This window comes from Tsukamurella serpentis (assembly GCF_054780975.1).
Genome location: NZ_BAAGVH010000002.1, coordinates 1,072,229 through 1,095,485, shown reverse-complemented (window position 1 = coordinate 1,095,485; position 23,257 = coordinate 1,072,229). Strand labels below are relative to the sequence as shown.

The window sequence follows — 23,257 nt, the reverse complement described above, 5'->3', positions numbered from 1 at the left end:
CAGCTGAGTATCCTGGGGGAATGGCAGTTCATCCTCTTGTCCGTGCTGGAGCGGGATTGGCGGGCGCGGGTGTCGCGTCGATCGCCTACGCCACCGTCTTCGAGCGCAACGCCTTCACGCTGCGCGAGCACACGCTGCCGATCCTCCCGCCGGGTACGCCCACGCTGCGCATCCTGCACATCTCGGACCTGCACATGACACCCGGCCAGCGGCTCAAGCAGGCCTGGGTGAACGAACTGGCTGCGCTGGAGCCGGATCTGGTGGTCAACACCGGTGACAACCTCGCGCACGCGAAGGCGGTTCCGTCGGTGGTGCAGACGCTCAACCCCCTTCTGGGCCGGCCGGGTCTGTTCGTGTTCGGCTCGAACGACTACTTCGGTCCCACCCCGAAGAACCCGGCGAAGTACTTCGACAAGGATCACGAGCGCAAGCACGGCGATCCGTTGCCGTGGCAGGATCTGCGCGCCGCGTTCACCGAACGGGGGTGGCTCGACGCGACGCACAGCCGCCGCCGTCTGGAGGCCGGCGGGGTCACCATCGCGGTGGCCGGGGTGGACGATCCGCACATCGACCGGGACCGGTACGAGACCATCGCGGGGCGGGCCGACGAGGCCGTCGACCTGAGGCTCGCGCTCACGCACTCACCCGAGCCGCGGGTGTTGGACCGGTTCGCCGCCGACGGATACGACCTCGCTCTGGCGGGCCATACTCACGGAGGGCAACTGTGCCTGCCCGGCTACGGCGCGTTGATCACCAACTGCGGCCTGGACCGCTCGCGGGTCAAGGGCGCCTCGGCGTGGGGTGCGCATATGAAGTTGCACGTCAGCGCAGGGCTCGGGACCTCGCCGTGGGCGCCTTTCCGCACCTTCTGCCGGCCGGAGGCGTCGCTGCTGACGCTGGTGGGTGCGCCGGTGCGTGACCGCGAGGTGGAGATCGGGCCCGTGGTCGCCCCGGAGGCGGTACGCACCTAGCGCGCCTGGGCACTCTGGCCTGCGGATTTCCTGCCCGACGGTGCCTGTAGTAACCTTATCGAGGTTGTCACCACGGGGTGTGGCGCAGCTTGGTAGCGCGCTTCGTTCGGGACGAAGAGGTCGTGGGTTCGAATCCCGCCACCCCGACTCGTTGGTTGAGACGACAGCAGGGCCCCTGATCAGTGGAAACACTGGCCAGGGGCCTTACTTGTTTCTGTGAAGCTTGGGAGAGAGCGCGGTCCCGGTGACCGAATAGGATCGAGCAATGAGCTTCGGCGGCATACTCGAGGCGTGGACCAAGATCCCGAGCTGAATCCCGCGGTCATCGAATTGGACCAGTTCTATCGGCACCCGCCTGAGAGGGTGTGGCGGGCGCTGACGGAGCCCGCGGTTCTGGAGCAGTGGCTCCTGCAGTCCGTCGGCTACTCCGCAGAGGTCGGGACGAACTTCATGTTCGTCGTTCCCACGGATCGGCCCGCTGAGATCGCCGGCGAAGTGCTCGAATGTGAACCGGTATCCCGGCTCACCTGGAACTGGCGGGATATGCGTTCGGGTGCTCCCAGACAGTGGCCGGTGACCTGGTCGCTGCATCGCCATGCCCGCGGGACGCGACTGGTTCTGGTGCAGAGCGGTTTCGATATCGATGATCGCAGGCAGAAGATGGCCCGTAGCGGGATGAGCAGGAATTGGCGGACAACACTTGCCAGACTCGGAGATGTGCTCGACAGGTTCTAGTCCAGCCGTGAGTGCGTCGGTTCTCTGTGTCGGCAGAGCGCAGTCTTCGCCGAATCCGCAGTGGATGAAACGCGGTTGTTGTCGGTCCTCGGTCGTAGGGTGCTCACATGACAGAGCGAGTTCGGAATGAGGACTTTCCTGCGTTTCTCGCGGCCCAGCGGCGTCGGTTGTTCGATCCGCACATCGCGCCGTTCAACCGCATGGTCGATGAGCTGAGCAGTGACGACGAGTGGATGCCGTACGTGGCACCGCTCTACGGTGGGACACAGGCGCGCGTTCTGAGTCTGTTCCGTGATCCCGGACCGGCGACCCAGGTGGGGACCGGAAGCGGAATGCTGTGCATCGAGAACCGTGACGAGTCGGCGAAGCTGCATCGCAGCCTGGTTCAGGAGTCGGGGATCGATCTCTCCGAGCTCATGACGTGGAACGCCTACCCCTGGTACATCAATCGCGCACCGAAGGCCCCTGAGATCGCTCGTGCGCTCCCGGTTCTCCATCGTGTGATCGATCTTTGTCCGGATCTTCGGGTGGTCGTCCTGCACGGTGGTAGTGCGCATCAGGCGTGGCGCGCGTACCGGAGCCGGTTCTCGATCGCAGCCCGCCGCCTGCACGTGATCGAGACGTATCACACCAGCAGGCAGGCGTTCTGGCACAAGGACGAGGCGATTCGAGCGTCGCGAATGCAGAACCTCCGGGACGGTTATGCGGAAGCCGCCGAGTGGATGCACCGTGATTGACACCGGGAGGGTGACGGAAACCTCGCCTGACCTCGCAGCAGCATTCGCCTTGCTCTCCGACTTCCTCAGCTCGCACAGCTTGACCGCTCAGCTCGCGCACGTCGAGTCGGCGCTGGTCGAGACGACCGCGGAGGAAGCAGCCGACGTCGCCGCCGAACATGGACTGTCCACCGAGTTGCTCGCCGCGGCGTTGGCGGTGCGATCCACGGTGGGGCGTCTGAACGACGTCGTTCACGCAGCAACGATCTCACTTGTATTGCCGCAGATTCTCGACGTCGGGGAGCGGGTGACCAATCGGCCGTCGCTCGGCGCAGGCAACGACAAGAGCCGTCCGTTCGACCTGGAGACCGACCGGCGGATAGCGGAGTTCAAGGTCGCTCAGTGGAAAGGAGCGGACACCATGCGGAAGCGCGGTGTGCTCGCCGACCTCGTGCACCTCGCCCTGGACGAGACCGGGCGGACGGCGCAACTCTACGTCGTAGGCGATCTGCCTCTGCGATTCCTCCGAACCTCGGCATCCACGGTGTCGTGGGCGCTGGGGCGATCCTCTCCTCATACTCGGGCAAGGTTCTCCGAGAGGTTCGATCCCGCCGGAACCATGTCGGTCGCGGAGTTCACTGCCGGCCCCGCCTCGCACATCGAATTGATCGACCTGCGGGAACTGGTGCCGGGGCTGGGGTGAGCCCGTCGAAGGTACGACTTCCGGCTACCGCGCCGGGTTCCCCGAGCCGCCGATATCGGTGATCTGCCAGGCACGCTTCTTGTCGAGCGTGATCTCGTACTGCGTGAGCACTTCACGGCCCTGGGGTGCCTGCACAGTGGTGCTGCGCACCGCCACGAAGCAGGTGACGTTCCAGATGTCGTTGCCCGCGGGCTTGACCTCCGCGCCTTGCAGGCGCGCGGTGGAGACCCATTTGAGGGGCTGCAGAAGCTCGGCCACGGAGGGGTAGCTGGAGTCGAGCTTGGCCCGGAGTTCCGGGGTCACTCCGCGGGTGAGCCGGCCACGCCACGACTGTGTGTCGCGGTAGTCCATCGTCGCCGCGCCGACCGAGTACTCCTCGCACGCGATCCGACGGGCAGTGGCCTCGTCGCCCGGGGCGGGCGCGGCCTGGGCGAGAGCGGGTGCGACGGTGGCGATGACCGCCGTCGTCGAGGCGACCGCTACCGCGCGAACCACGGGGGACAGCTTCGAGTACATGGACTGTTCACCTTTCGGTAGTGATGAATTACTGACGTACATTACCTCTGGTTAGCGGGGTGCGGGCGGGCAGGAGCTGTGACCTTCGTTGCATTGTCTGCCAGAATTCGAGTGCGTTCCGGTAACCCATCGGAGGAGGCGTGATGCGCGAGCGGCATGACGACGGCAGCGCAGGTGACGTGGACTACGGTCTGGTCGGTGGTTCGTACTCGCAATTCCGGCGACCCGATCCGCGGATCGCCGAGGCGATCACCTCCGCACTCGGCGACGCGCGAACCGTCCTGAACGTTGGCGCAGGAGCGGGTTCGTACGAGCCCGCCGATCGTGAGGTCACCGCGGTAGAGCCGTCACGAGCCATGCGTGAACAGCGCGCTCCGCACCTGGCGCCCGCGATCGATGGCGTTGCCGAAGACCTGCCGTTCCCGAATGGGCACTTCGACGCTTCGATGACCACGTTCAGTGTCCATCAGTGGAGTGATGCGCGAGCGGGTCTGATGGAACTGCGGCGTGTGACGCGCGGCCCCGTGGTCGTGCTCACCGCGGACCCGAATCTGGTCGACCGATTCTGGCTGTCCGGGTACGCACCGGCGGTGATCGCGGCCGAGCAGCGGCGGTATCCGCCGATGGACCTGCTCTGTGAGGCTTTGGGTGGTGCCTCGGTGACCGGTGTACCGATCCCGCTCGATTGCGTGGACGGATTCAACGAGGCCTACTACGGCAGGCCCGAGATGCTCCTGTCCGCGCCGGCGCGAACGTCGTGTTCGGCGTGGAGCTTCGTCGACGCTCGGACTTCCGAGGGGTACGTGGCAGCGCTCGCGGACGACCTCGCGGCAGGGCGCTGGGACGAACGCCACGGGTACCTCCGCCGCCGACCCACGTTCGACGGTTCGCTGGTTCTCGTGGTCTCCCCGGCTGCGTGAACGCATACTGGACCGATGGACGCAGCAGCGGTGGTGATGGTCGGCTATGCGGTTGCGGTCGCCGTCGTCCCGATCGTCCTCGCAGTGATCGTGCGTCGGCGACAGAAGCGTGGGGCGTGGCCCGGTGGCTTCACACCGGCCTTCCGCAAGTGGACGCTCGGTGAGGAAGACGAGTGGCGCAACGTGCCCGCCGCCGGTCACGACGTAGGCATCAGCCACCACCGCACGTTACCGGCGCTGCGCGACCCCGACCCCGACCAGCGGGAGGAACCGCCGCCTAGCGAACGGTGACGCTGCGGAACCGTCGAAGCCGCAGGCTGTTGCCCACCACGAACACACTCGACAGCGCCATCGCCGCCCCGGCGAGCATCGGATTGAGCATCCCCGCTGCGGCCAGCGGAATCGCCGCGGTGTTGTAGGCGAAGGCCCAGAACAGGTTCGTCTTGATCGTCCGCAAAGTGCTGCGCGAGAGCCTGATCGCATCCACCGCGCTGCGCAGGTCGCCGCGCACCAGGGTGATGTCGGAGGCCTCGATCGCGGCGTCGGTGCCGGTCCCCATCGCCAACCCCAGGTCCGCCTGCGCGAGCGCCGGAGCGTCGTTCACCCCGTCGCCGATCATCGCGACGATCCGCCCGCGCGCCTGCAATCGCTGGACCACGGCGGCCTTGTCCTGAGGCAACACTTCCGAGATCACCTCGTCGATGCCGAGATCGTCGCCGATCCTCCGGGCGACGGCGGCGTTGTCACCGGTCAGCAGGATCGGTGTCAGGCCCAGTCCGCGCAACCCGCGCACCGCGGCGGCGCTCGTCGGACGAAGCGCATCGGCCACCACGAGAACACCCCTCGCGGCGCCGTCCCAGGCCACCGCGACCACCGTCATCCCCTCGGCTTCGGCTCGTGCCTTCCGCTGCGCCACATCGTCGCTGAGCGTCACCGCCCAGTCAGCGAGCAGCGAGTCGCGGCCCACGATCACCGCCCGGCCGTCGACGACGCCCTGCACGCCCCTGCCCTCGACGTTCGTGAACCCCTCGACCGCGGGCAGTGCACCCCGGCGTCGCGCGGCGGTCGCAATGGCCCGCGCGATCGGATGCTCCGAGGCGTTCTCCAGCGCTCCGGCCAGACGCAGCAACTCCTGCTCGTCGACACCGTCTTCGGTGATCGCCTCGATCAGCGTCATCGTCCCGGTGGTGACGGTGCCCGTCTTGTCCAGTACGACGGTGTCCACCCGCCGGCTCGATTCGAGCACCTGCGGCCCCTTGACCAGCACACCCATCTGCGCGCCACGCCCCGTCCCGACCAGCAGCGCCGTCGGTGTCGCCAATCCGAGCGCGCACGGGCAGGCGATCACCAGCACCGCGACCGCAGCGGCGAAGGCCGATGCCGCCGAATGCCCGGTGACGAACCAGCCGACCAGGGTGAGCACCGAGACCACCAGCACGATCGGCACGAACACCCCGGATACCCGATCCGCCAGGCGCTGCACCTGCGCCTTCCCGGTCTGCGCCTGCTCCACGAGCTGCGCCATCTGCGCCAGCTGGGTATCGGCGCCCACACGGGTGGCCCGGACCACCAGGCGCCCCCCGGAGTTCACCGTCGCCCCGGTCACCGCATCGCCGGCCGCCACTTCCACCGGCACCGATTCACCGGTCAGCATCGACGCGTCGATCGCGGACGCGCCCTCGGTCACCACACCGTCGGTCGCGACCTTCTCGCCGGGACGCACCACGAATTCGTCGTCCACCGCGAGTTGCCCGACGGGGACCTGCACCTCGATCCCGTCACGCAGCACTGCGACGTCCTTCGCTCCCAGTTCCAGCAGGGCGCGCAACGCCGCCCCGGCCCGCCGCTTCGACCGCCTCTCGAAGTACCGACCCGCCAGGATGAACACCGTGACACCGGCCCCGACCTCGAGATAGATGTTCGAGGCGCCGTCGGACGGGCTGATGGTCAGCTCGAAGCCGTGCCGCATCCCGGGCATCCCGGCGGTGCCCAGGATCAGGGCGTACAGCGACCACAGGAACGCCGCGAGCGTGCCCATCGAGATGAGCGTGTCCATGGTCGCGGTGGCGTGGCGCAGGTTCGTCCACGCCGCCCGGTGGAACGGAAACGCGCCCCACACGATGACGGGGGTGGCGAGTGCCAGGGAGACCCACTGCCAGTAAGTGAACTGCGCCGCGGGGATCATCGCCAACGCGATCACGGGCAGGGTCAGAGCTGCAGAGACGAGCAGGCGCCGGCGCGGCGAAGCCAGGCCGTGCGCATCGTCGGCGTCGGCGGTGTGGTCGCGATCGCCGGGCAGTGCGGCCGCGTAGCCGGCGCTGCGAACCTCCGCGATCAGTCGATCGGGGTCGTACCCGGCGGGAACGTGGACCGATGCCTTCTCGGTGGCGTAGTTGACGGTGGCCGTCACCCCGCCGAGGTCGTTGAGTTTGCGTTCGATGCGGTTGGCACACGAAGCGCAGGTCATCCCCTCGATCGACAGTTCGATATCGGTGCCACCGGAATGTGTGGTGATGCTCATGTCGTCCTCGATCCGCTCCAATACCCCTAGGGGGTATCTACCAATCGGGACTATACCCCTATGGGGTACCGATGGAAAGGGAAGAAGGCCGGGAGGCGGACGGCTACCGGATCGAGTGTCCTAAGACCACCGGCGAGGTGGGAAAGGGCACCCACGACGGCGCCAGCATCCGCCGTTCGATCGCGGTGACCTGGAATCCCGCCCCGGTGATCGTCGATTCGGCGTCGCGATGGGAGTGGCAGTTCCCGAACAGTCGCGGCCAGAGGGTGTGGTCCGCGACCTTCTGCACCCCCTCCAGCATCCCGCCGGCAGCGGCGACGTGCTCGAGGAAGCGGAGTTCCCCGCCCGGGCGGAGCAACTCGCGGACCTGCCGGACGGCGCTCTCCGGGTCCGGCAGCGAGCACAGCACCAGGCTGAAGACCACCGCGTCGAAGGGCTCGGCGCCGTGGAACTGATCCAGACGTTCCGGCCGCACCTCGATCCGGCCGTCCGCCGCCCGCACTGCCCGGCGGCGCAGTGCAGGCGCAGGCTCCAGCGCCACCACCTCGGTCACCTCGCGCGGGTACAGCGGGAAGTTCGTGCCGGTACCCGCCCCCACTTCCAATACCCGCCCACGCAATCCGGCGAGATTGCGGCCGCGCAGTTCGCGCAGCAGCGGCGGCTCGTGGCGTACCACTTGTGGCCAGATCTTCTCGAACAACGAATCGCCCATATCTCCTTCGTACTCCATGAGGCGTCGCACTGCCGCCCCGTGGAGCCGGAGTGGCCCGCGAGCCGGGCCGCGCCCCGCCCGGTGACCCCGCATCGGGCTCTGGTAGATCGATAGGGTGCCCAATGAAGAAGTACCCGCCCAGTTCGCCCGCAGCGGCGACGGCTTCGATTCGTTGCCCGCCGCCGAAGGTCGCTGGGCTCCGGGAACGCTCTCCGGGCCGGCGGTGGCCGGACTCCTCGCCCAGGTGATCGACACCGAGTTCGGCGAGGGGCTGGTCGCCGCGCGCTGGCACTGCGATCTGTTCCGCATGGTGCGATCAGGCCACTTGGAGGTCCGCACCCGGCTGATCCGCTCCGGCCGCCGTATCCGCCTGGCCGAGGCCGAGATCGTGCAGGACGATCGCCCCGTCGTCCGCGCCGCCGCGACCTTCTACCATCGCGCCCCGCAGCCCGACGGTGTCGTCTGGTCCGATCCGCATGTGCCACTGCCGCCCACCGAACCGAGTCGGCTGGCCATGGCCGGCGGTGACGGCGAGTACATCTCCTCCGACACGCCGGAACTCTGGGCGACGGCCGAGCGCAAGCGGATCTGGACCCGGGGCTGGCGTGTCCTCGACGGCGAGCCGACCACCCCGTTCGCCCGGGCGGCGATGGTCTCCGACTGCACGAACCTGGTCACCGGGATGGGCACCGGCGGCGTGCAGACCATCAACGGCGACGTGTCCCTGGCGGTCGCCCGCGCACCGATCGGTGACGAGATCGGCTTGGAGGCGGACCAGTTCGTGGTGATCGACGGCGTCAGCATCTCCTCGGCCAGCATGTTCGACAGGAGCGGGCGATTCGGGGTGTGCACCGTGACCGGTGTCGCCACCGGAGAGGCGGTGCACGGACCCACCTCGTCCTGATCGGCGCTGCGGTGGTCCCGGACCGGTCGTGCGGCCCCGGTGTCAGGGCAAACGTCAGGTAACGGACACACGACAGTCATCTGCAATTGGCCCAGCCGGTCGCGGATCCGGCATACGGTGCACTCGAACGCCCGCCCGGGGCGTGCAGAGAGGGACACATCATGGGTCTCGCAGGCACAGTACGCAGCGAACTCGACGATCTCACCGCCCAACTCGACAGCATCGCCGCCTCCATCGGTCGCACCGGCGACGACCTCCAGATCGATGCCCGCAGCCTGCACGAGACGGGCTCGTGCGACGCGGTCAACTCCATCGCCCGCCGGCTCGACGATCAGGGCATGCAACTACGCCGGCTCCAGACCCGCATGAACAAGGTGATCGCCGCTCTCTCGTGAGAGTCGATCAGGTGATCAGCCACTGAGCGCGGCGATCACAGCAAGGCCGCGGTGACCCGGGCCGGGCGCATCAGTTCCGCGGTGGCGGAGCGCCACCGGGAATGGTGAACTGGCCGAAACCGGGGATCGTGATGGTGGTGCCGCCCGGCCCCGTCTGCACCCCCGGTGCCGACGGTGCCGGTGACGGAGCCGGAGCGATCCCGTTCGACAGGTTCAGGGTGATCGTGGACCCGGGCTGAGTGAAACCGGTCGGCGAGGTGGAGACGACGGTGCCGTTCGGCGCCGCGTTGTTGACGTACGTCGTGGTGGTCTTGAAACCCGCGGCCTCGACCCGTGCCCGCGCCGCCGCCTCGTTCAGGCCGATCACATTGGGGATCTTCCCGGGCCCGAACCCGTCCCGGTACTTCGGATCGATCGGCGGCAGGGTGACCGGACCGTAGATCGTGGCGATCGGTTTGAGCGCGTTGTACCAGGCCGTGGCCGGCTCGGTGCCGCCGTAGACGTTGCCCTCCCCACACGGACGCAGCGGTCCGCTGCAGATGGGCCCGGGGGAGTTGCCGTCGTTGTAGACGTAGCTGGCACCGGCGTACTGGTTGGTGTACGCCAGGAACGCCGACGACCGGAAGGTCTCGGTGGTACCCGTCTTACCGGCCAGCGGCAGCGTCCACCCCACGCGCGAGGCTGCAGCGGCCGAGGTCCCGGCCCCGCGATCGTCCTGGCTCAGGGCATTGGCAAGGGTGTTCGCCAAGCCCTTGTCGATCACCTGCTCGCACTTCTCGGACTTGAACGGGACCGGGATGGTCTCGGGCTTGCCGTCCGGGCCCACGGACTGAATCCCGTCGCTGTTGCGCTTGGGCTGGGTGATCGATTGGATCGGGTTCGGCGGACACCAGACGCCGCCCGAGGCCAGCGTCGCCGCGACATTGGTCAGTTCCAGGGCGCTCACGGCGGTCGGGCCGAGGGTGAACGAGGCCAGGTTCTGCTTCTTGAACATCTCGGCGAGGCTGTCGTTCCCGGAACCGGAACTGCCCGGCTGGGTGTACGAGCGCATGCCCAGCCGGACCGCCATATCGACGACCGGGGTCACTCCGACCTGCTCGATGAGTTTGACGAACGGGGTGTTCGGGGAGGTCGCCAACGCCTGCGTCAGGGACATGGACGACGGATACGGGGCCGCGTTCTTCACGCAGTAGGCGTTCGTCGGGCAGCCTGCGTAGCCGCCGTGACCCATGCCCTGCACCTGCACCGTGGCCGGGACGCTGACGTTGGTGTCCAGGCCGAGCCCCTTCTCCATGGCCGCGGCGACCGTGAAGATCTTGAAGGTCGAGCCGGCACCGTCGCCGACCTGCGCGAAGGGTTCGGGCTGGACCGTCTGCCGTTTGGCCACGTCCAGGCCGTACACCCGGGAGGAGTTCATGGCGACGATGTCGTGCGATTCGGCACCCGGCCGGATCACGTTCATCACCTGCGCGACGTTCGACAGGGTGGGGCTGGCGGTGCCGTTGAGCGCCGCCTGCACCGAGTCCTGCACGCGCGGATCGAGAGTGGTGCGGATGGTGTAGCCGCCGCGGATCACCATGTCCTTCGGCAGCCCCGCCTCGGCGAGGTACTTGAGGACGTAATCGCAGAAGTAGCCGCGATTGGCGACCGCGGAGATGCATCCACCGGGCAGGGTGTTCGGCCGGGGCAGAACGCCGAGCGGACTCCGCTTCGCGGCGTCGTACTGGGCGCGCTTGTCCGGGAAGTTCTGCATCAGCGTGTCGAGCACGGTGTTGCGGCGCTCGGTGACGCCCTTCGGGTTGGTGTACGGGTTGAGCGACGAGCTCGACTGCACCATCCCGGCGAGCATCGCCGACTCCTGGATGTTCAGCTGCGAGGCGCGCTTGCCGAAGTAGGTCTGCGCGGCCACCTCGATGCCGTAGGCACCGTTACCGAAAGGAACGATATTGAGGTAGCGCGCCAGGATCTGCTCTTTGGCGATCACCTTGGCCCGGGCATCATCGACGCCCTGGTCCTTCTTGGCGCGTTCGATCAAGGTGCGCTCGAGGGTCAGCGCCATCCGCACCTCGCGCAGTTTGCGCGCGGGCGTGGTGGCGACGGCGGCCCGACGGTCGGCGTCGGACTCGGCGAGCACCAGCAGCTGATAGTTCTTGATGTACTGCTGGTCGAGGGTCGACGCGCCCTGCTGCACCTCACCGGCGGACTGGTTCTTGAGGAAGGCGCGCACGGTGCCCTGGTAGTCGACGCCGTCGTGCTCCATGAACCGCTTGTCCTCGATCGAGATGATCGCGCGCACCATGTCCTGCGAGATCTGATCGAACGGGACCTGCACTCGGCGCTGGTCGTAGAGGTAGGCCATCGGCGCGCCGGTCGAGTCGGTCACCGTTGTGACCTCCGGGACCTGCCCTTCGAGCAACTCGGAGCTGATGTTGTCGACGGTGTCCGCTGCGCGGTTGGAGATCAGCCCGACACCCCCGATGTAGGGGAACAGCACACCCGCGAGCAGCAGACCGGCCAGCAGGATGCAGCCGACCAATTTCGCGATCACTCCGGGTTTCGACACGGTCACCAGGATACGTGCCGATCCGTCCGATTCCCGGGTGCCGACGCGCCGACCAGCGGATCGGTACGGGCGTGCTGAATTTCTAGGACCACCGTTCCTGATTTCCTCGATGCCCGACTTGTGTCGGCCATGTGATTCAGGTAACACTATTGCAGACGATGTGGTGAGCACCTCGATCGCCCCCTCCATCGGACGGTGGACACAGGGGGCGAGGGGGAGGAAAGGCCGCTCCGGCGAAAGGGGAAGTCACATGACAAGTGCACGCGTTCTGGTCGACGATGAGGACCGCCTGGTCTGGGTGTCCAAGGCCAAGTGCCGCGACGTCGATCCCGACGAGCTGTTCGTCCGCGGTGCCGCCCAGCGCAAGGTGGCCACCATCTGTCGGCACTGCCCGGTTCAGCTCGAGTGCGGTGCCGATGCGCTCGACAGCCGCGTCGAGTTCGGCGTGTGGGGCGGGATGACCGAACGTCAGCGCCGTGCACTGCTCCGCCAGCATCCTGAGGTCACCAGCTGGCGCGCCTTCTTCGAGGCGCAGCGCGAGCGCAAGCGCGTCGTCGCCGGCTGATCGCGCGGGCTAGTCGCGGACGATCTGCTCCGCGACCGCCTGCAGCGCCGCGATGCTCGCCACTTCGAAGGGCAACGAGGGGACGCCGACGATCGGCACCCGGGGGTGGTGCCCGACGAACCGGCCGAGAACCTGCACCTCGTGCGCGGCGATGCCGCTGCGCCAGGCGTGCACCCGCAGCACCGCCGCCGCGGTGGGGGAGACGCCACTGGACTCGATCCGGTCGGCGGTGTCCTCTGCGGCCTCCGTCCCGACCCGGGCCAGGCTCGGGTGAGTGCGGTTGACGATCACTCCGGCCAATGGCATCGATTCTCCGGCGAGCCGGCTCACGAAATAGCCGGCTTCGCGCAGCGTGTCCTCCTCGGGGGAGGCGACCACCACGAAGCGGGTGCTGGGACGGCTCAGCAGGGCGTACGTCCGATCGGCGCGTTCCTGGAACCCGCCGATCAAGGTGTCCATCTGGGAAACGAAACCGGAGGCGTCCGAGAGCATCTGACTGCCGACGATGGTCGAGACCAGCTTCAGTGCCAGACCCATCCCACCGGACACCATCCGGCCGAATCCGCGTGTGGGACCGGATATCAGGCGCATCAAACGGGAATCGAGCATGGACCCGAACCGCTTGGGTGCGTCCAGGAAATCGAGCGCATTGCGGGACGGCGGCGTATCCACCACCACCAGGTCCCACCTCTCGTCCGCAGTGAGCTGACCGAGCTTCTCCATCGCCATGTACTCCTGCGTGCCGGAGAACGACGATGCCACCGTCTGATAGAACGGATTCTCTAGGATCTCCTGTGCCCGAGCGGGATCCGCATTCGACGTCACCATCTCGTCGAAGGTGCTCTTCATGTCCAGCATCATCGCGTGCAGTGAGCCGGCGCCGGAGACCGTCACCGATTGCGGCTCGTTCGTCAGATCCGCGACCCCGAGGGCCTGGGCCAGGCGCCTCGCCGGATCGATGGTCAGCACCACCACGCGGCGACCGTGCTCGGCCGCCCACAGCGCCATCGCCGCGGCCGTCGTGGTCTTGCCGACGCCGCCACTGCCGCAGCAGACCACCACTCCCACAGTGGGATCCAGTAGCTGTGGCCCCATGTCCAGGTCGATCATCGCACCCCTGCCTCAGCCAGATCCTCCGACAACTCGAAGACCCCACCCAGATTCACACCGCCGGCGAGCAGGGGGAGCTCCAACCGTCCGGCCGCGTCGATCGCGGCCAGATCGTCTCTCGCCTCGTGCTGCCCGCGGATCGTGCGGGCGAACTGAATGGTCTCGGTCAGCAGGCCGGCCAGATCGTCCTCGGGGAGGGGGAGCCCGGCTCCTTCCAGTGCGGTCCGCACCGCCGGGCCGTCCAGCGCACCGTCGGCCGCAGACGTCGTCTGCTCAGCGGAGAGCAGGTGCGGCAGTGCACGGTTGACGATCACCGCACCCACCGCGAGGTTCAGCTCGCGCAGTTCCCGCACCGCCTCGGCGGTCTCCTGGATCGGCAGGGATTCGAGCAGGGTCACCAGGTGCACCACGGTCTCCGGGCTGTGCAGCAGACGCACCACCCGGTCCGCCTGCCCGGCGATCGGTCCGGCCTTGGCGATCTCGCGCATAGCGCGGGTCACGTCCAGGAACTTCCCGATCCGGCCGGTCGGCGGTGCGTCCACCACGATCGCGTCGTAGGCGAAAGCACCGGCGGCGTCACGACGCTGTGTGCACTCCATGATCTTCCCGGTGATCAGGATGTCCTTGAGGCCCGGAGCCAGCGTGGTGGCGAACTCGATCGCCCCGATCGAGCGCAGCGCCCGCGCAGCGAGCCCCATGCCGTAATTCGACCGGAGGTAGTCGAGGAAGGTGGCCTCGACGTCCATCGGCAGGGCGTACACCGCACCGTGGGCCGCGGCGGTGGCGATCTTCGTCTCGGTCGCGGGCAGATTCTCGACCTCGAAGGTGCGGGCGATACCGTCACGCCCCTCGACCTCGATGAGCAGGATCTTCTTCCCGGTCGCGGCGAGCGCCAGGGCCAGTGCGGCGGCGACCGTCGACTTGCCCGTGCCGCCCTTGCCGGAGACGAAATGCAGGCGGGCCTGCTGCAGCCGGTCGGGCCAGGTGGGCCCCGTGTTCCGTGCGGCCTCGCCCGGGTCCGCCTCACTCACCACCACGTTCGGAGCATAGCCATACGTCCTGGGACGACCGGAGCGATAACGAGAACATCGGGTCACAATGCGACTGAGAACACGTTCGGTGAAACCGACCGGGTGCACGTCTGTCGCGTGACCCGTGCGGTGGATAGGGTGAAGTCATGAGCGAGAAGATCACCTGGGAGTACTCGACCATTCCGCTGCTCACGCACGCGACGAAGCAGATCCTCGACACCTGGGGATCGGACGGCTGGGAACTGGTCACCGTGCTCCCCGGTCCCACCGGTGAGCAGCACGTGGCCTACATGAAGCGGCCCCTGTCGTGACCGGCGCCTCGGCTCGGCTCGCCGAACTCGGCATCGTCCTGCCCGAGGTCGTGCCACCGCTCGCCGCGTACGTCCCGGCCACCCAGGTGGGTGATCTGGTGCACACCTCCGGCCAATTGCCCATGGTCGACGGTGCACTGATCGCGCGCGGCAAGGTCAGCGAGAACGCCGAGGGGGTGGTCGATCTCGATACCGCCGTCGTCGCGGCCCGTCAGTGCGCCCTCAACGCGCTGGCCGCGGTGCACGCGCTGGTCGGGATCGACTCGGTCAAGCGGATCGTCAAGGTCACCGGATTCGTCGCCTCCGCTCCCGGCTTCTCCAACCAGGCGACCGTGCTCAACGGCGCCTCGCTGCTGCTCGGCGAGGTCTTCGGCGACGCCGGCCGGCATGTGCGTTCCGCCGTGGGCGTCGCGGAACTACCCCTGGGTGCCCCGGTCGAGGTAGAGCTCACGGTCGAAGTATGACGCCCGCGCACCCGGCGCCGGGGAAGCTGCGGCAGGTCACCGACTACGCGGCGGTGATGCTGTGCGACAACCCGTCGGTGATGACGCTCGACGGCACCAACACCTGGGTGCTGCGGGCGCCGGGACGCGCGGAGGCCGTGGTCATCGACCCCGGCCCCAAGGACGGCGAGCACCTCGAGCGGGTCGCGCAGGCCGCGGGCACCGTCGCCCTGACCCTGGTCAGCCACCGGCACGGCGATCACACCGGTGGGCTCACCAAGTGGGAGAAGCTCACCCGCAGCCCGATCCGGGCACATGCGAAGAAGTTCTGCATCAACACCGCCACGCCGCTGACCGGCGGCGAGGTGATCGATGTGGCGGGGCTGCGGATCACGGTGCTGCACACTCCCGGCCACACCGCCGACTCACTGAGTTTCCTGGTCGACCTGCCGGACTCGGACGTGCCAGGGGCTCTGGTCTCCGGAGACACCCTGCTCGGTCGGGGAACGACCGTGCTCGACGCGAAGGACGGCGGCCTCGCCGACTACCTCGCGTCGTTGGAAGCGCTCTCCGAGGTCGCGGCAGGCCGGGTTCTGCTGCCCGGTCACGGTCCCGATCTGCCGGACGCCGGCCCGGTGGTGCAGGCCTACGCCGAGCACCGTCGGGAGCGACTGCAGCAGGTGCGCACCGCCCTGGACGAACTCGGTGTCACCGCGGCCGAGGCCAAGCCGATGAAGGTGGTCAAACACGTCTACCGGGACGTCGACAAGAAGGCCTGGCCGGCAGCCCGGATGTCAGTGCGGGTGCAACTCGCCTACCTCACCGACCACGACGCCGATCAGGACGTCGCACCCGACCGCTGAACCCGGCCGGACGCCGGCCCGGGGGTCACCGGGCGCGGCGCGCCAGACGCTCGGAGTCGGTGATCACCACGGACTTGCCCTCCAGCCGCAGCCAGCCGCGGTGCGCGAAGTCGGCGAGGGCCTTGTTGACGGTCTCCCGGGAGGCGCCCACCAGCTGAGCGATCTCCTCCTGGGTGAGGTCGTGCGTGACCCGCAGGGCACCGTTCTCGTGGGTACCGAAACGCTGCGCCAACTGCAGCAGCTGCTTGGCCACGCGACCGGGCACGTCGGTGAAGATCAGATCGGCCAGGTTGTTGTTGGTACGGCGCAGGCGGCGGGCCAACACGCGCAGCAGCTGCTCCGCGATCTCCGGCCGGTCCCGGATCCACGTCCGCAGGGCCTCACGGTCCATCGTCATCGAGCGGACCTCGGTGATGCAGGTGGCGCTGGAGGTGCGCGGGCCCGGGTCGAAGATCGACATCTCACCGAACATGTCCGACGGGCCCATCACCGACAGCAGGTTCTCCCGGCCGTCCGGCGAGCGGCGTCCGAGCTTCACCTTGCCCGACAGGATGATGTACAGCCGGTCGCCCGGCTCACCCTCGTTGAAGATCACGTGACCACGGGGGTAGTCCACCTCGTGCAGATCCTTGGTGAGCGCCTCGACCGCGCTCGGCTCGACACCCTGAAAAATGCCGGCCCGCGCCAGGACCTCGTCCACGGGGTACCTCTTCCTTGATCGACCAATCACCCACGTGCGTGCATTGCAGCGAGCGAAAAACAGTGTGAGTTTATGCAGCGATCCGTGACCATGTGGGAAAACGCACAGACAACCACAGTGAAGACTACCTGTTCACATAGCGAAGGGCACGTTGACATCGCGTAACCGTAACCCCCCAGGGGTGTCTTCACGGGGCGCCGGGGCGGCGTCAGCTGGCGCGGCGGACAGCTCCTCCATCGAGGTCAAGACTGTCCACGGCCTTCGGCAGGCCGATCGTCGCGAGGGTCTCCACATCGGGAGCGTCGTCGTCGGCGAGGACGGGGACCGGTGCGGCCTCCGACGTCACGCGCGCTTCGATGCGTTCCATGGCAAGTGCGAAGAGCATCAGCACAACCGGGAACAACAGCCCGAGCATTCCTTGCATGCCGGATAGTAAACACAGCCAAGGTCTCGATACGGCAACGAAGCAGCCACGGCACCGTCGTTAGAATCGGATCCCATGCCCTCGGAGCCGGAATCCCACCTCGCGTTGGTGCGCCGCGCCCGGCGCATGAATCGCACCCTGGCGTCGGCCTTCCCCCACGTGTACTGCGAACTCGACTTCACGGACCCGTTGCAGCTCTCAGTCGCCACGATACTGTCTGCACAATGCACGGATGTGCGCGTGAATCAAGTCACACCTGGGCTTTTCGGAAGATATCGGACAGCCGCCGACTACGCCGGAGCCGATCGCACCGAACTCGAAGAGCTGATCCGCCCCACCGGCTTCTATCGCAACAAGGCCACCTCGATCATGGGTCTCGGCCAGGCTCTGGTGGACCGCTTCGACGGTGAGGTGCCGCGCACCATGAAGGAACTGGTGACCCTGCCAGGCTTCGGGCGCAAGACCGCCAACGTGATCCTGGGCAACGCCTTCGACGTCCCCGGCATCACCGTCGACACCCACTTCTCCCGCCTGGTGCACCGATGGGAATGGACCGAGCTGACCGATCCGGTGAAGATCGAACACGCCGTCGGCGAACTCATCCCGCGCAAGGAGTGGACACTGCTCAGCCACCGCGTGATCTTCCACGGCAGGCGCGTGTGCCATGCCCGTAAACCCGCCTGCGGCGTCTGCGTGGTCGCCAAGGACTGTCCCTCGTTCGGGACCGGCCCCGTCGACCCGGCGCAGGCGGCGGAGCTGGTCAAGGGACCCGAACGCGAGCATCTGCTCGATATCGCGCCGCCGCCACCACGGCGCCGCCGGACCGCGGGGACGGCGAGGTGACCGCGCCGCTGCTGCCCGGGGAGCGGCCCGGTCGCGTACCCGCCCGGGTGCGCTGGCTGATCGTCTGCGCCGTGGTGGCGGTCGCACTCACGGTGGCCATCTGGCCGCGCAGCCCACAGTCCGCGCCCGCTCGCCAGAGCGGTGAGCCGGTGCAGACCAGCGTCAGCCCGGACCAGCTCGCCGCGTCCCGGGCCCGCGCCGCGCTGCCCCCCTGCCCGGCAGGTACCGGCAGTGCTGCCCTCGCCGGGCTGACGCTGGACTGCCTGGGCGACGGGCGCCCCGTCGACCTGGCCGCCGGCTCCGGCCGTCCCACCCTGCTCAACGTCTGGGCCTGGTGGTGCGGACCGTGCCGGGTCGAGCTCCCGGCATTGGCGACGGTGGCTGAACGCGCCGGTGACCGGCTCACCGTGCTCACCGTGCACGCCGATGCCAATCCGGCCGCGGGCCTGGACCTGCTCGCCGAACTGAAGGTGAGACTGGCGACCGTCTCCGATCCGCAGGCCCTGGTGGCCACCAAGCTCGGGGCTCCGCGCGCCTACCCCGTGACCGTTCTGTTGCGTGCCGATGGCACTGTGGCCGGTGTGCACGCGCGCCCCTTCACCTCCTTCGACGACGTCGCCGCCGTGGTGCGGTCCGAACTCGGGGTGCAGCTATGAGCGCGCCGCGGTGGATGGATCCACTGCTGCATAACCTCGGCGGCGTGCCCGAACAGCTCAAACACCGCGGAGGTGCGGTCGCGGCGCTGCAGCGGGTCCGGAATCCACGGCGTGCTTCGGTCCTGATCCTGTTCGACGGTGACCCGTCGGCCGGCGGCTCGCAGCCGCCCGGAGATGCGACGGTGCTGCTCACGCAACGTGCCTCCGCGCTGCGCCAGCACTCCGGGCAGGTGGCCTTCCCCGGTGGCGCCCGCGATCCGGAGGACGCCGACGATGTGGCCGTCGCGCTGCGCGAAGCCTGGGAGGAGACCGGGCTGGAACCGGATTCGGTCGAGGTGGTCGGCGAGCTCGACCCGATCGACGTGCCGGTTTCCGGTTTCCAGGTGGTTCCGGTGATCGGCTATGCGGCGCACGCCTCGCAGGTGCACGCGGTGGATCCGGCCGAGACCGCTCTGGTCCGGAAGGTGCCACTGGCCGAACTGATCGACCCCGCGCACCGTTTCCAGGTGCGCAAATCCTTCTACCGCGGTCCGGCCTTCGCGGCCGGCCCCATGCTGGTCTGGGGCTTCACCGGGGGCCTGATGAACGCGCTGCTCGGGGCGGCCGGCTGGGAGCAGCCGTGGAACACCTCCGATGTGCGACCGCTCACCGACGAGGTGCGGGCCGCCGCGGCACGCGCCGAGAGCTGGCAGGAGGGGGTCCGATGAGCGGTTCCACCATCGTCGATCTGCTGGTGGTGATCCTGATGGTCGTCGCTGCGGTCTCCGGCTACCGGCAGGGCGCCGCCGCCTCGGTGCTGGCGTTCATCGGTGTCGTCCTCGGGGCCACCGCGGGGGTGCTGCTGGCCCCGCATGTCCTCGGCTCGGTGCAGGACGCCCGCGGCCGGCTGCTGCTCGGTGTGGGCCTGCTGGCGGGCCTGGTGATCATCGGCGAACTGTCCGGCATGGTGCTCGGCCGGGCGGTGCGCAGCTCAATCCGCAGCCCCGGGTTGCGCGCCGCGGACTCCGGGGTCGGCGCGGTGGTGCAGGTAGGGGCGCTGCTGCTGGCGGCGTGGCTGGTCGCGATCCCGCTGACCACCGCCGCGGCCCCGCAGATCTCCCGCGCCGTGAACGGCTCGGCGGTGCTGGGCAAGGTCAACGATTTCGCGCAGCGCATCGGTGCCGACGGCCTGCCGCAGAAGTTCTCGGCGATCATCGACGACTCCGGCCTGCCGCAGGCACTCGGACCGTTCGTCAAGACGCCGGTGGTCACCGTCGACGCACCGGAGCGTGTGGACTTCACCGATCCGGTGGTGCAGCGCGTCCGCTCGTCGGTGGTCCGCATCGACGGGCAGGCGCCGGGTTGCAGCCGCGCCCTGGAGGGCTCGGGTTTCGTCTCCACCGCCGGCCGGGTGGTGACGAATGCGCACGTCGTCGCGGGTACCACCAGCGTGCAGGTCACCGTCGAGGGCGTCAAGAAGTACGGCGCGAAGGTGGTCTACTACGACCCGCGCACCGACGTCGCCGTGCTGGAGGTCCCCGGACTGCAGGCCAGGCCGCTGCCGATCGTGTTCAACGGCGCCAAGCCCGGCGATCCGGGATTCGTGCTCGGCTACCCGGGCGGAGGGCCGCTGACCCTGTCGGCGTCGCGGGTGCGCAGCCAGCAGACGCTCGAGGGGCTCAACATCTACCGGGACGCCCAGGTGCGGCGTGATGTGTACCTGCTGCGCGGTCAGGTGCGGCCGGGCAACTCCGGGGGGCCGATGTTCGACCGTCAGGGCAACGTGGTCGGGGTGATCTTCGGGGTGGCCGTCGACGACGGTGACACCGCGTTCGCGCTCACCGCCAAGCAGGTCGAGCCCGCTCTGCAGGCCGGCGCCGCCTCGACCGTGGCGGTGGGCACCGGGGGCTGCGTCAAGCGGTAGGTGAGGCGGTCAGGGCAGCAGCCGCGGCCCGGGCAGGCCCGCCAGGAAGTGCACGAGCTGCGGCCCGACGGTGTCCGGCGCCTCCTCGTGCGCGTAGTGCCCGGCGTCCTCCACCGGGCGCATCCGGAAATCCGTGGCCCAGTCGTGGCTCGAGTACATCGGCTGCGGCAGGACGTACGGATCGGATTCCCCGCGGAAGGCGAGCACCGGGATGTGCAGCCGCTGGTTCATGCTGCTCAGGAATCGGCTCCCGTCCGGCCGGAACTGGCTGCGCCAGGCCCAGCGGGCGTATTCGAGGGCGCTGTGCGCGGTGCCGGGGATGCCGATCGCACCGCGGTAGCGGCGCACGGCGTCCGCGTAGTCGGCTGTGCGGCGCCACTGCGGTGCGCTGCGGTCGGCCATGATGGTCTCGATCGCGGCACCGTCGTCCCTGGTCAGTCGGTCTTCAGCGATTCGGGGTAGTTGCGCGAAGGTGATCGGACCGAGCATCGCCGAACGCTGCTCCCGGTTGCGCAGCGCCGAACGTTTGAGCGCGATCGGGTGCGGTGAGGAGATCACGCAGATGGCCGAGACCGTCCGTGGGTGCAGGGTGGCCGTCGCCCAGCAGCCGAGTCCACCCTCGGCGTGCCCGACCACGGCGGCGGTGGTGTGCCCGAGCGCGCGGATGAGACCGTTGACGTCACCGGCGAGGGTCCAGCCGTCGTAACCGCGGGGCGGCTTGTCGCTGTCGCCGTAGCCGCGCAGGTCCACCGCGACCGCGCGATGACCGGCGGTGTGCAGCTGCGGCATCAGGTGCCGCCAGCTCCACCACAGCCCGCCGAAACCGTGCAGGAACACCACCAACGGTCGGTCCGGCGACGGTGCCGCATCGCCGGGACGGTACTCGGCGGCGTGCAGCCGGATGCCGTTGGCGCGGACGTCCAGGTGCTCCCAGGGGCCGGGGTACCGGACGCTCGAGGGATCTGGATTGGTCACCGCGAGTGCCTGGCAGACGGTCCGGTCAGGAGCGGCCGCCGGACAGCAGCGACTGCGACTGCTTGAGCGAGTCGATGGTCTTCTGCGGGCCGCGGATGCGCTTGACCTTGAGGTAGCCCAGCAGCGCCGCGATGCCGGCGACCACCAGCATCAGCACGAAGACGATCAGCGACGAGGCCCACATCGGCAGCCAGATGTTCAGCAGCCAGGTGAGGAAGAAGAAGAAGAAGAACGACGAGTACAGCGCCACGACGCCGGCGATGGCGAAGAACGCCGAACCGGTAGCGGCCTTCTTGACCTCCGCGACCGTCTCCGCTTTGGCGAGTTCGACCTCGGCGCGGACCAGCGATGAGACCTGCGTCGACGCGTCACGGACCAGGCTGCCGAGCGTCGGGTCACCCGAGGCCGTCACGTTCGGGTCGGTGAGGGGGATCGCCGAGAGGGTCTGCGGCGTTCCGGTGGTAGGTGTGCTGTCCAAGCTCACTGTCGTCCTCCTCTAGTTGCTGTCATCGTGCCAGAGGTCAGGCGTCCGCGTGTACGCGACCGCGCCGCAGCAGCAGCAGCGACCCGACCACGGATGCCGCGATCGAGGTGAACAGGACGGTGGCCTTGGCCAGATCCGCCTCTCCGGCGGGCAGTGCCAGCTCGGCGACCAGCAGGCTCACCGTGAAGCCGATCGCGCCGAGCACGCTGAGCGCCAGGATGTCTCGGTTCGCCAAACCCTCGGGGCGGTCGGCCAGTTTCAGTTTCACCGCCAGCAGGCTGGCCCCGGAGATGCCGATGATCTTGCCGAAGAACAGGCCGACCATGATCGCGATCGCCAGATCGTCGGTGAACATCTCCTTGAAGACGGCACCGTTCACCGCGACGCCGGAGGCGAAGAAGGCGAAGATCGGCACGCAGATCAGGGCGGAGACCGGCTGGATCCGGTGTTCGAGCCGTTCGGCCGGCGAGGCGTGTTCGTCCGGGTCCGGCTTGACCCGGGTGAGCAGGCCCAGGGCCACACCGGCGATGGTGGCGTGTACGCCGGACTGCAGCACCGCGACCCAGACGATCAGCGCGACCGGCAGGTACAACAGCGGCGTGGTGATCCGACGGTGCTGCCCGAACCAGTAGACGGCGCAGCCGGCTGCGGCCACCGTGATCCAGAACAGGCTCAGCGCACCGGCGAACAGCACTGCGATCACCATGATCGCGATCAGATCGTCGACCACCGCCAGGCCGAGCAGGAAGACCCGCGCGCCCGACGGCAAGCGCGACCCGGTGAGCGCGAGGATGCCGAGCGCGAAGGCGATGTCGGTGGCGATCGGAATCGCCCACGCGGTGGCGATGTCCGGGTTGTTGTTGGCGATGGCGAAGGCGAGTGCGGCGGGCACCACGACGCCGCCCACCGCGCAGATCACCGGCAGTGCCGCGCCGCGCAGGGTGGAGAGCTCACCGACCACCAGCTCGCGTTTGAGTTCGAGTCCGGCGACGAAGAAGAACACGGCGAGCAGCCCGTCCTTCGCCCAGTCGGCCAGGGTGAGCTTCAGGTGCATGCTCTGGCCGAACACCGACCAGTCGTCAGTGCCGATCTTGAACTCGCCCAGTGCTTCGTAGCCACCGGCCCAGGGGGAGTTGGCCCAGATCAGGGCGATGAACGCGGCGATCAGAAGTGCGGTACCGCCCACCGTCTCGGTGCGCAGGAACCGGATCAACGCGCGTGAGGCCCTGACTGGTGACGGTGCATCGGTCATTGGATGAAGGTACCGCAGGGGTGGTGGGTGATGCGGGTCAC

The 23,257-nt window shown here is 68.4% G+C and carries 27 protein-coding genes and 1 tRNA gene; 17 read left to right on the top strand and 11 right to left on the bottom strand.

Annotated features, from left to right (window positions below; genetic code table 11):
- Positions 1-20 precede the first annotated feature (20 nt).
- The 5 genes from ACYVHG_RS07690 to ACYVHG_RS07670 all read left to right on the top strand — a co-directional run bounded on the left by ACYVHG_RS07690 (position 21) and on the right by ACYVHG_RS07670 (position 3,125).
- Positions 21-971 carry a metallophosphoesterase gene (locus ACYVHG_RS07690; protein ID WP_461166808.1) on the top strand — a complete coding sequence of 317 codons (951 nt, stop codon included), beginning with the start codon at positions 21-23 and terminating at the stop codon, positions 969-971.
- Positions 972-1,044: 73 nt separating this feature from the next.
- A tRNA-Pro gene (locus ACYVHG_RS07685) sits at positions 1,045-1,118 on the top strand.
- A 144-nt stretch (positions 1,119-1,262) separates the two neighbouring features.
- On the top strand, positions 1,263-1,706 hold the full coding sequence (locus ACYVHG_RS07680; protein WP_461166807.1) for an SRPBCC family protein: 444 nt from the start codon (positions 1,263-1,265) through the stop codon (positions 1,704-1,706).
- Between the two features lie 167 nt (positions 1,707-1,873).
- The gene (locus ACYVHG_RS07675) at positions 1,874-2,443 is read left to right on the top strand and encodes a uracil-DNA glycosylase (protein WP_461166806.1); all 570 of its coding nucleotides are present in this window, start codon (positions 1,874-1,876) and stop codon (positions 2,441-2,443) included.
- Between the two features lie 49 nt (positions 2,444-2,492).
- Entirely contained in the window at positions 2,493-3,125 is a 633-nt protein-coding gene (locus ACYVHG_RS07670; protein ID WP_461166805.1) for a hypothetical protein, read from the top strand.
- A gap of 24 nt (positions 3,126-3,149) precedes the next feature.
- Here the strand turns inward: ACYVHG_RS07670 and ACYVHG_RS07665 are convergent, their stop codons facing one another.
- Positions 3,150-3,641, bottom strand: coding sequence for a hypothetical protein (locus tag ACYVHG_RS07665; RefSeq protein ID WP_461166804.1), 492 nt, complete (start codon positions 3,639-3,641; stop codon positions 3,150-3,152).
- Positions 3,642-3,784: 143 nt separating this feature from the next.
- Between ACYVHG_RS07665 and ACYVHG_RS07660 the strand changes: the two genes are divergently transcribed.
- Together ACYVHG_RS07660 and ACYVHG_RS07655 are read left to right on the top strand one after the other, a co-directional pair.
- Positions 3,785-4,561 carry a class I SAM-dependent methyltransferase gene (locus ACYVHG_RS07660; RefSeq protein ID WP_461166803.1) on the top strand — a complete coding sequence of 259 codons (777 nt, stop codon included), beginning with the start codon at positions 3,785-3,787 and terminating at the stop codon, positions 4,559-4,561.
- A 15-nt stretch (positions 4,562-4,576) separates the two neighbouring features.
- Positions 4,577-4,852, top strand: coding sequence for a hypothetical protein (locus ACYVHG_RS07655; protein ID WP_461166802.1), 276 nt, complete (start codon positions 4,577-4,579; stop codon positions 4,850-4,852).
- Here ACYVHG_RS07655 and ACYVHG_RS07650 read toward each other — a convergent pair.
- Both ACYVHG_RS07650 and ACYVHG_RS07645 read right to left on the bottom strand, forming a co-directional pair.
- Positions 4,839-7,082, bottom strand: a complete 2,244-nt coding sequence (locus ACYVHG_RS07650; RefSeq protein WP_461166801.1) for a heavy metal translocating P-type ATPase — start codon at positions 7,080-7,082, stop codon at positions 4,839-4,841. The two genes, ACYVHG_RS07655 and ACYVHG_RS07650, sit on opposite strands and share 14 nt — an antisense overlap.
- Before the next feature lie 103 nt (positions 7,083-7,185).
- On the bottom strand, positions 7,186-7,794 hold the full coding sequence (locus ACYVHG_RS07645; RefSeq protein ID WP_461166800.1) for a class I SAM-dependent methyltransferase: 609 nt from the start codon (positions 7,792-7,794) through the stop codon (positions 7,186-7,188).
- Between the two features lie 115 nt (positions 7,795-7,909).
- Here ACYVHG_RS07645 and ACYVHG_RS07640 point away from each other — a divergent pair, with 115 nt between their 5' ends.
- Both ACYVHG_RS07640 and ACYVHG_RS07635 read left to right on the top strand, forming a co-directional pair.
- Positions 7,910-8,698, top strand: coding sequence for an acyl-CoA thioesterase domain-containing protein (locus ACYVHG_RS07640; protein WP_461166799.1), 789 nt, complete (start codon positions 7,910-7,912; stop codon positions 8,696-8,698).
- Positions 8,699-8,859: 161 nt separating this feature from the next.
- Positions 8,860-9,093: a hypothetical protein gene (locus ACYVHG_RS07635; RefSeq protein ID WP_461166798.1), complete on the top strand. Its 234-nt coding sequence runs from the start codon at positions 8,860-8,862 to the stop codon at positions 9,091-9,093.
- A 70-nt stretch (positions 9,094-9,163) separates the two neighbouring features.
- On the opposite strand, the gene ACYVHG_RS07630 is transcribed toward ACYVHG_RS07635, so the two are convergent.
- Entirely contained in the window at positions 9,164-11,656 is a 2,493-nt protein-coding gene (locus tag ACYVHG_RS07630; RefSeq protein ID WP_461166797.1) for a transglycosylase domain-containing protein, read from the bottom strand.
- Positions 11,657-11,906: 250 nt separating this feature from the next.
- On the opposite strand from ACYVHG_RS07630, the gene ACYVHG_RS07625 reads away from it, so the two are divergent.
- Positions 11,907-12,221 (top strand): WhiB family transcriptional regulator, encoded by a 315-nt coding sequence (locus tag ACYVHG_RS07625; protein WP_168545043.1) that lies wholly within the window; start codon positions 11,907-11,909, stop codon positions 12,219-12,221.
- 9 nt (positions 12,222-12,230) lie between these two features.
- Here ACYVHG_RS07625 and ACYVHG_RS07620 read toward each other — a convergent pair whose 3' ends face one another.
- Positions 12,231-13,331, bottom strand: coding sequence for an ArsA family ATPase (locus tag ACYVHG_RS07620; RefSeq protein WP_461166796.1), 1,101 nt, complete (start codon positions 13,329-13,331; stop codon positions 12,231-12,233).
- Entirely contained in the window at positions 13,328-14,368 is a 1,041-nt protein-coding gene (locus tag ACYVHG_RS07615) for an ArsA family ATPase (RefSeq protein ID WP_461166795.1), read from the bottom strand. Before ACYVHG_RS07615 ends, ACYVHG_RS07620 begins: the two co-directional genes overlap by 4 nt.
- A gap of 140 nt (positions 14,369-14,508) precedes the next feature.
- On the opposite strand from ACYVHG_RS07615, the gene ACYVHG_RS07610 reads away from it, so the two are divergent.
- Genes ACYVHG_RS07610 through ACYVHG_RS07600 form a run of 3 tightly spaced genes read left to right on the top strand, consistent with a single transcriptional unit; the run spans position 14,509 to position 15,979 of the window.
- Positions 14,509-14,673 (top strand): DUF4177 domain-containing protein, encoded by a 165-nt coding sequence (locus ACYVHG_RS07610; protein ID WP_461166794.1) that lies wholly within the window; start codon positions 14,509-14,511, stop codon positions 14,671-14,673.
- Positions 14,670-15,137 carry a RidA family protein gene (locus ACYVHG_RS07605; RefSeq protein ID WP_461166793.1) on the top strand — a complete coding sequence of 156 codons (468 nt, stop codon included), beginning with the start codon at positions 14,670-14,672 and terminating at the stop codon, positions 15,135-15,137. The genes ACYVHG_RS07610 and ACYVHG_RS07605 overlap by 4 nt, the downstream gene beginning before the upstream one ends.
- Positions 15,134-15,979: an MBL fold metallo-hydrolase gene (locus ACYVHG_RS07600; protein ID WP_461166792.1), complete on the top strand. Its 846-nt coding sequence runs from the start codon at positions 15,134-15,136 to the stop codon at positions 15,977-15,979. Before ACYVHG_RS07605 ends, ACYVHG_RS07600 begins: the two co-directional genes overlap by 4 nt.
- Positions 15,980-16,004: 25 nt before the next feature.
- On the opposite strand, the gene ACYVHG_RS07595 is transcribed toward ACYVHG_RS07600, so the two are convergent.
- Both ACYVHG_RS07595 and ACYVHG_RS07590 read right to left on the bottom strand, forming a co-directional pair.
- Positions 16,005-16,679 carry a Crp/Fnr family transcriptional regulator gene (locus ACYVHG_RS07595; RefSeq protein WP_461166791.1) on the bottom strand — a complete coding sequence of 225 codons (675 nt, stop codon included), beginning with the start codon at positions 16,677-16,679 and terminating at the stop codon, positions 16,005-16,007.
- Between the two features lie 208 nt (positions 16,680-16,887).
- Complete coding sequence (locus ACYVHG_RS07590; RefSeq protein ID WP_461166790.1) at positions 16,888-17,103, bottom strand: hypothetical protein; 216 nt, start codon at positions 17,101-17,103, stop codon at positions 16,888-16,890.
- Positions 17,104-17,178: 75 nt separating this feature from the next.
- Here ACYVHG_RS07590 and nth point away from each other — a divergent pair, with 75 nt between their 5' ends.
- The 4 genes from nth to ACYVHG_RS07570 are packed head-to-tail and all read left to right on the top strand — an operon-like array spanning position 17,179 to position 20,505.
- Entirely contained in the window at positions 17,179-17,946 is a 768-nt protein-coding gene (gene nth, locus ACYVHG_RS07585) for an endonuclease III (protein WP_461166789.1), read from the top strand.
- The gene (locus ACYVHG_RS07580) at positions 17,943-18,602 is read left to right on the top strand and encodes a TlpA family protein disulfide reductase (RefSeq protein ID WP_461166788.1); all 660 of its coding nucleotides are present in this window, start codon (positions 17,943-17,945) and stop codon (positions 18,600-18,602) included. Before nth ends, ACYVHG_RS07580 begins: the two co-directional genes overlap by 4 nt.
- A 44-nt stretch (positions 18,603-18,646) precedes the next feature.
- Positions 18,647-19,309, top strand: a complete 663-nt coding sequence (locus tag ACYVHG_RS07575) for an NUDIX hydrolase (RefSeq protein WP_461166787.1) — start codon at positions 18,647-18,649, stop codon at positions 19,307-19,309.
- Positions 19,306-20,505: a MarP family serine protease gene (locus ACYVHG_RS07570; RefSeq protein ID WP_461166786.1), complete on the top strand. Its 1,200-nt coding sequence runs from the start codon at positions 19,306-19,308 to the stop codon at positions 20,503-20,505. The genes ACYVHG_RS07575 and ACYVHG_RS07570 overlap by 4 nt, the downstream gene beginning before the upstream one ends.
- Before the next feature lie 9 nt (positions 20,506-20,514).
- Here the strand turns inward: ACYVHG_RS07570 and ACYVHG_RS07565 are convergent, their stop codons facing one another.
- The 3 genes from ACYVHG_RS07565 to nhaA are packed head-to-tail and all read right to left on the bottom strand — an operon-like array spanning position 20,515 to position 23,216.
- A complete protein-coding gene (locus ACYVHG_RS07565) occupies positions 20,515-21,480 on the bottom strand; it encodes an alpha/beta fold hydrolase (protein WP_461166785.1) in 966 nt (321 codons plus the stop codon).
- 25 nt (positions 21,481-21,505) lie between these two features.
- Positions 21,506-21,964, bottom strand: a complete 459-nt coding sequence (locus tag ACYVHG_RS07560) for a phage holin family protein (protein ID WP_461166784.1) — start codon at positions 21,962-21,964, stop codon at positions 21,506-21,508.
- Between the two features lie 37 nt (positions 21,965-22,001).
- Positions 22,002-23,216: a Na+/H+ antiporter NhaA gene (gene nhaA, locus ACYVHG_RS07555; RefSeq protein ID WP_461166783.1), complete on the bottom strand. Its 1,215-nt coding sequence runs from the start codon at positions 23,214-23,216 to the stop codon at positions 22,002-22,004.
- Between the last annotated feature and the right edge of the window lie 41 nt (positions 23,217-23,257).

What these genes read in the sequence shown, in the direction of transcription:
- ACYVHG_RS07635 (WP_461166798.1), top strand. Translation starts at nt 8,860, where the DNA reads ATGGGTCTCGCAGGCACAGTACGCAGCGAACTCGACGATCTCACCGCC.
- ACYVHG_RS07645 (WP_461166800.1), bottom strand. Translation starts at nt 7,794, where the DNA reads ATGGGCGATTCGTTGTTCGAGAAGATCTGGCCACAAGTGGTACGCCAC.
- ACYVHG_RS07690 (WP_461166808.1), top strand. Translation starts at nt 21, where the DNA reads ATGGCAGTTCATCCTCTTGTCCGTGCTGGAGCGGGATTGGCGGGCGCG.
- nhaA (WP_461166783.1), bottom strand. Translation starts at nt 23,216, where the DNA reads ATGACCGATGCACCGTCACCAGTCAGGGCCTCACGCGCGTTGATCCGG.
- ACYVHG_RS07625 (WP_168545043.1), top strand. Translation starts at nt 11,907, where the DNA reads ATGACAAGTGCACGCGTTCTGGTCGACGATGAGGACCGCCTGGTCTGG.
- ACYVHG_RS07655 (WP_461166802.1), top strand. Translation starts at nt 4,577, where the DNA reads ATGGACGCAGCAGCGGTGGTGATGGTCGGCTATGCGGTTGCGGTCGCC.
- ACYVHG_RS07570 (WP_461166786.1), top strand. Translation starts at nt 19,306, where the DNA reads ATGAGCGGTTCCACCATCGTCGATCTGCTGGTGGTGATCCTGATGGTC.
- ACYVHG_RS07610 (WP_461166794.1), top strand. Translation starts at nt 14,509, where the DNA reads ATGAGCGAGAAGATCACCTGGGAGTACTCGACCATTCCGCTGCTCACG.
- ACYVHG_RS07660 (WP_461166803.1), top strand. Translation starts at nt 3,785, where the DNA reads ATGCGCGAGCGGCATGACGACGGCAGCGCAGGTGACGTGGACTACGGT.
- ACYVHG_RS07590 (WP_461166790.1), bottom strand. Translation starts at nt 17,103, where the DNA reads ATGCAAGGAATGCTCGGGCTGTTGTTCCCGGTTGTGCTGATGCTCTTC.
- ACYVHG_RS07600 (WP_461166792.1), top strand. Translation starts at nt 15,134, where the DNA reads ATGACGCCCGCGCACCCGGCGCCGGGGAAGCTGCGGCAGGTCACCGAC.
- ACYVHG_RS07665 (WP_461166804.1), bottom strand. Translation starts at nt 3,641, where the DNA reads ATGTACTCGAAGCTGTCCCCCGTGGTTCGCGCGGTAGCGGTCGCCTCG.
- nth (WP_461166789.1), top strand. Translation starts at nt 17,179, where the DNA reads ATGCCCTCGGAGCCGGAATCCCACCTCGCGTTGGTGCGCCGCGCCCGG.
- ACYVHG_RS07620 (WP_461166796.1), bottom strand. Translation starts at nt 13,331, where the DNA reads ATGATCGACCTGGACATGGGGCCACAGCTACTGGATCCCACTGTGGGA.
- ACYVHG_RS07650 (WP_461166801.1), bottom strand. Translation starts at nt 7,082, where the DNA reads ATGAGCATCACCACACATTCCGGTGGCACCGATATCGAACTGTCGATC.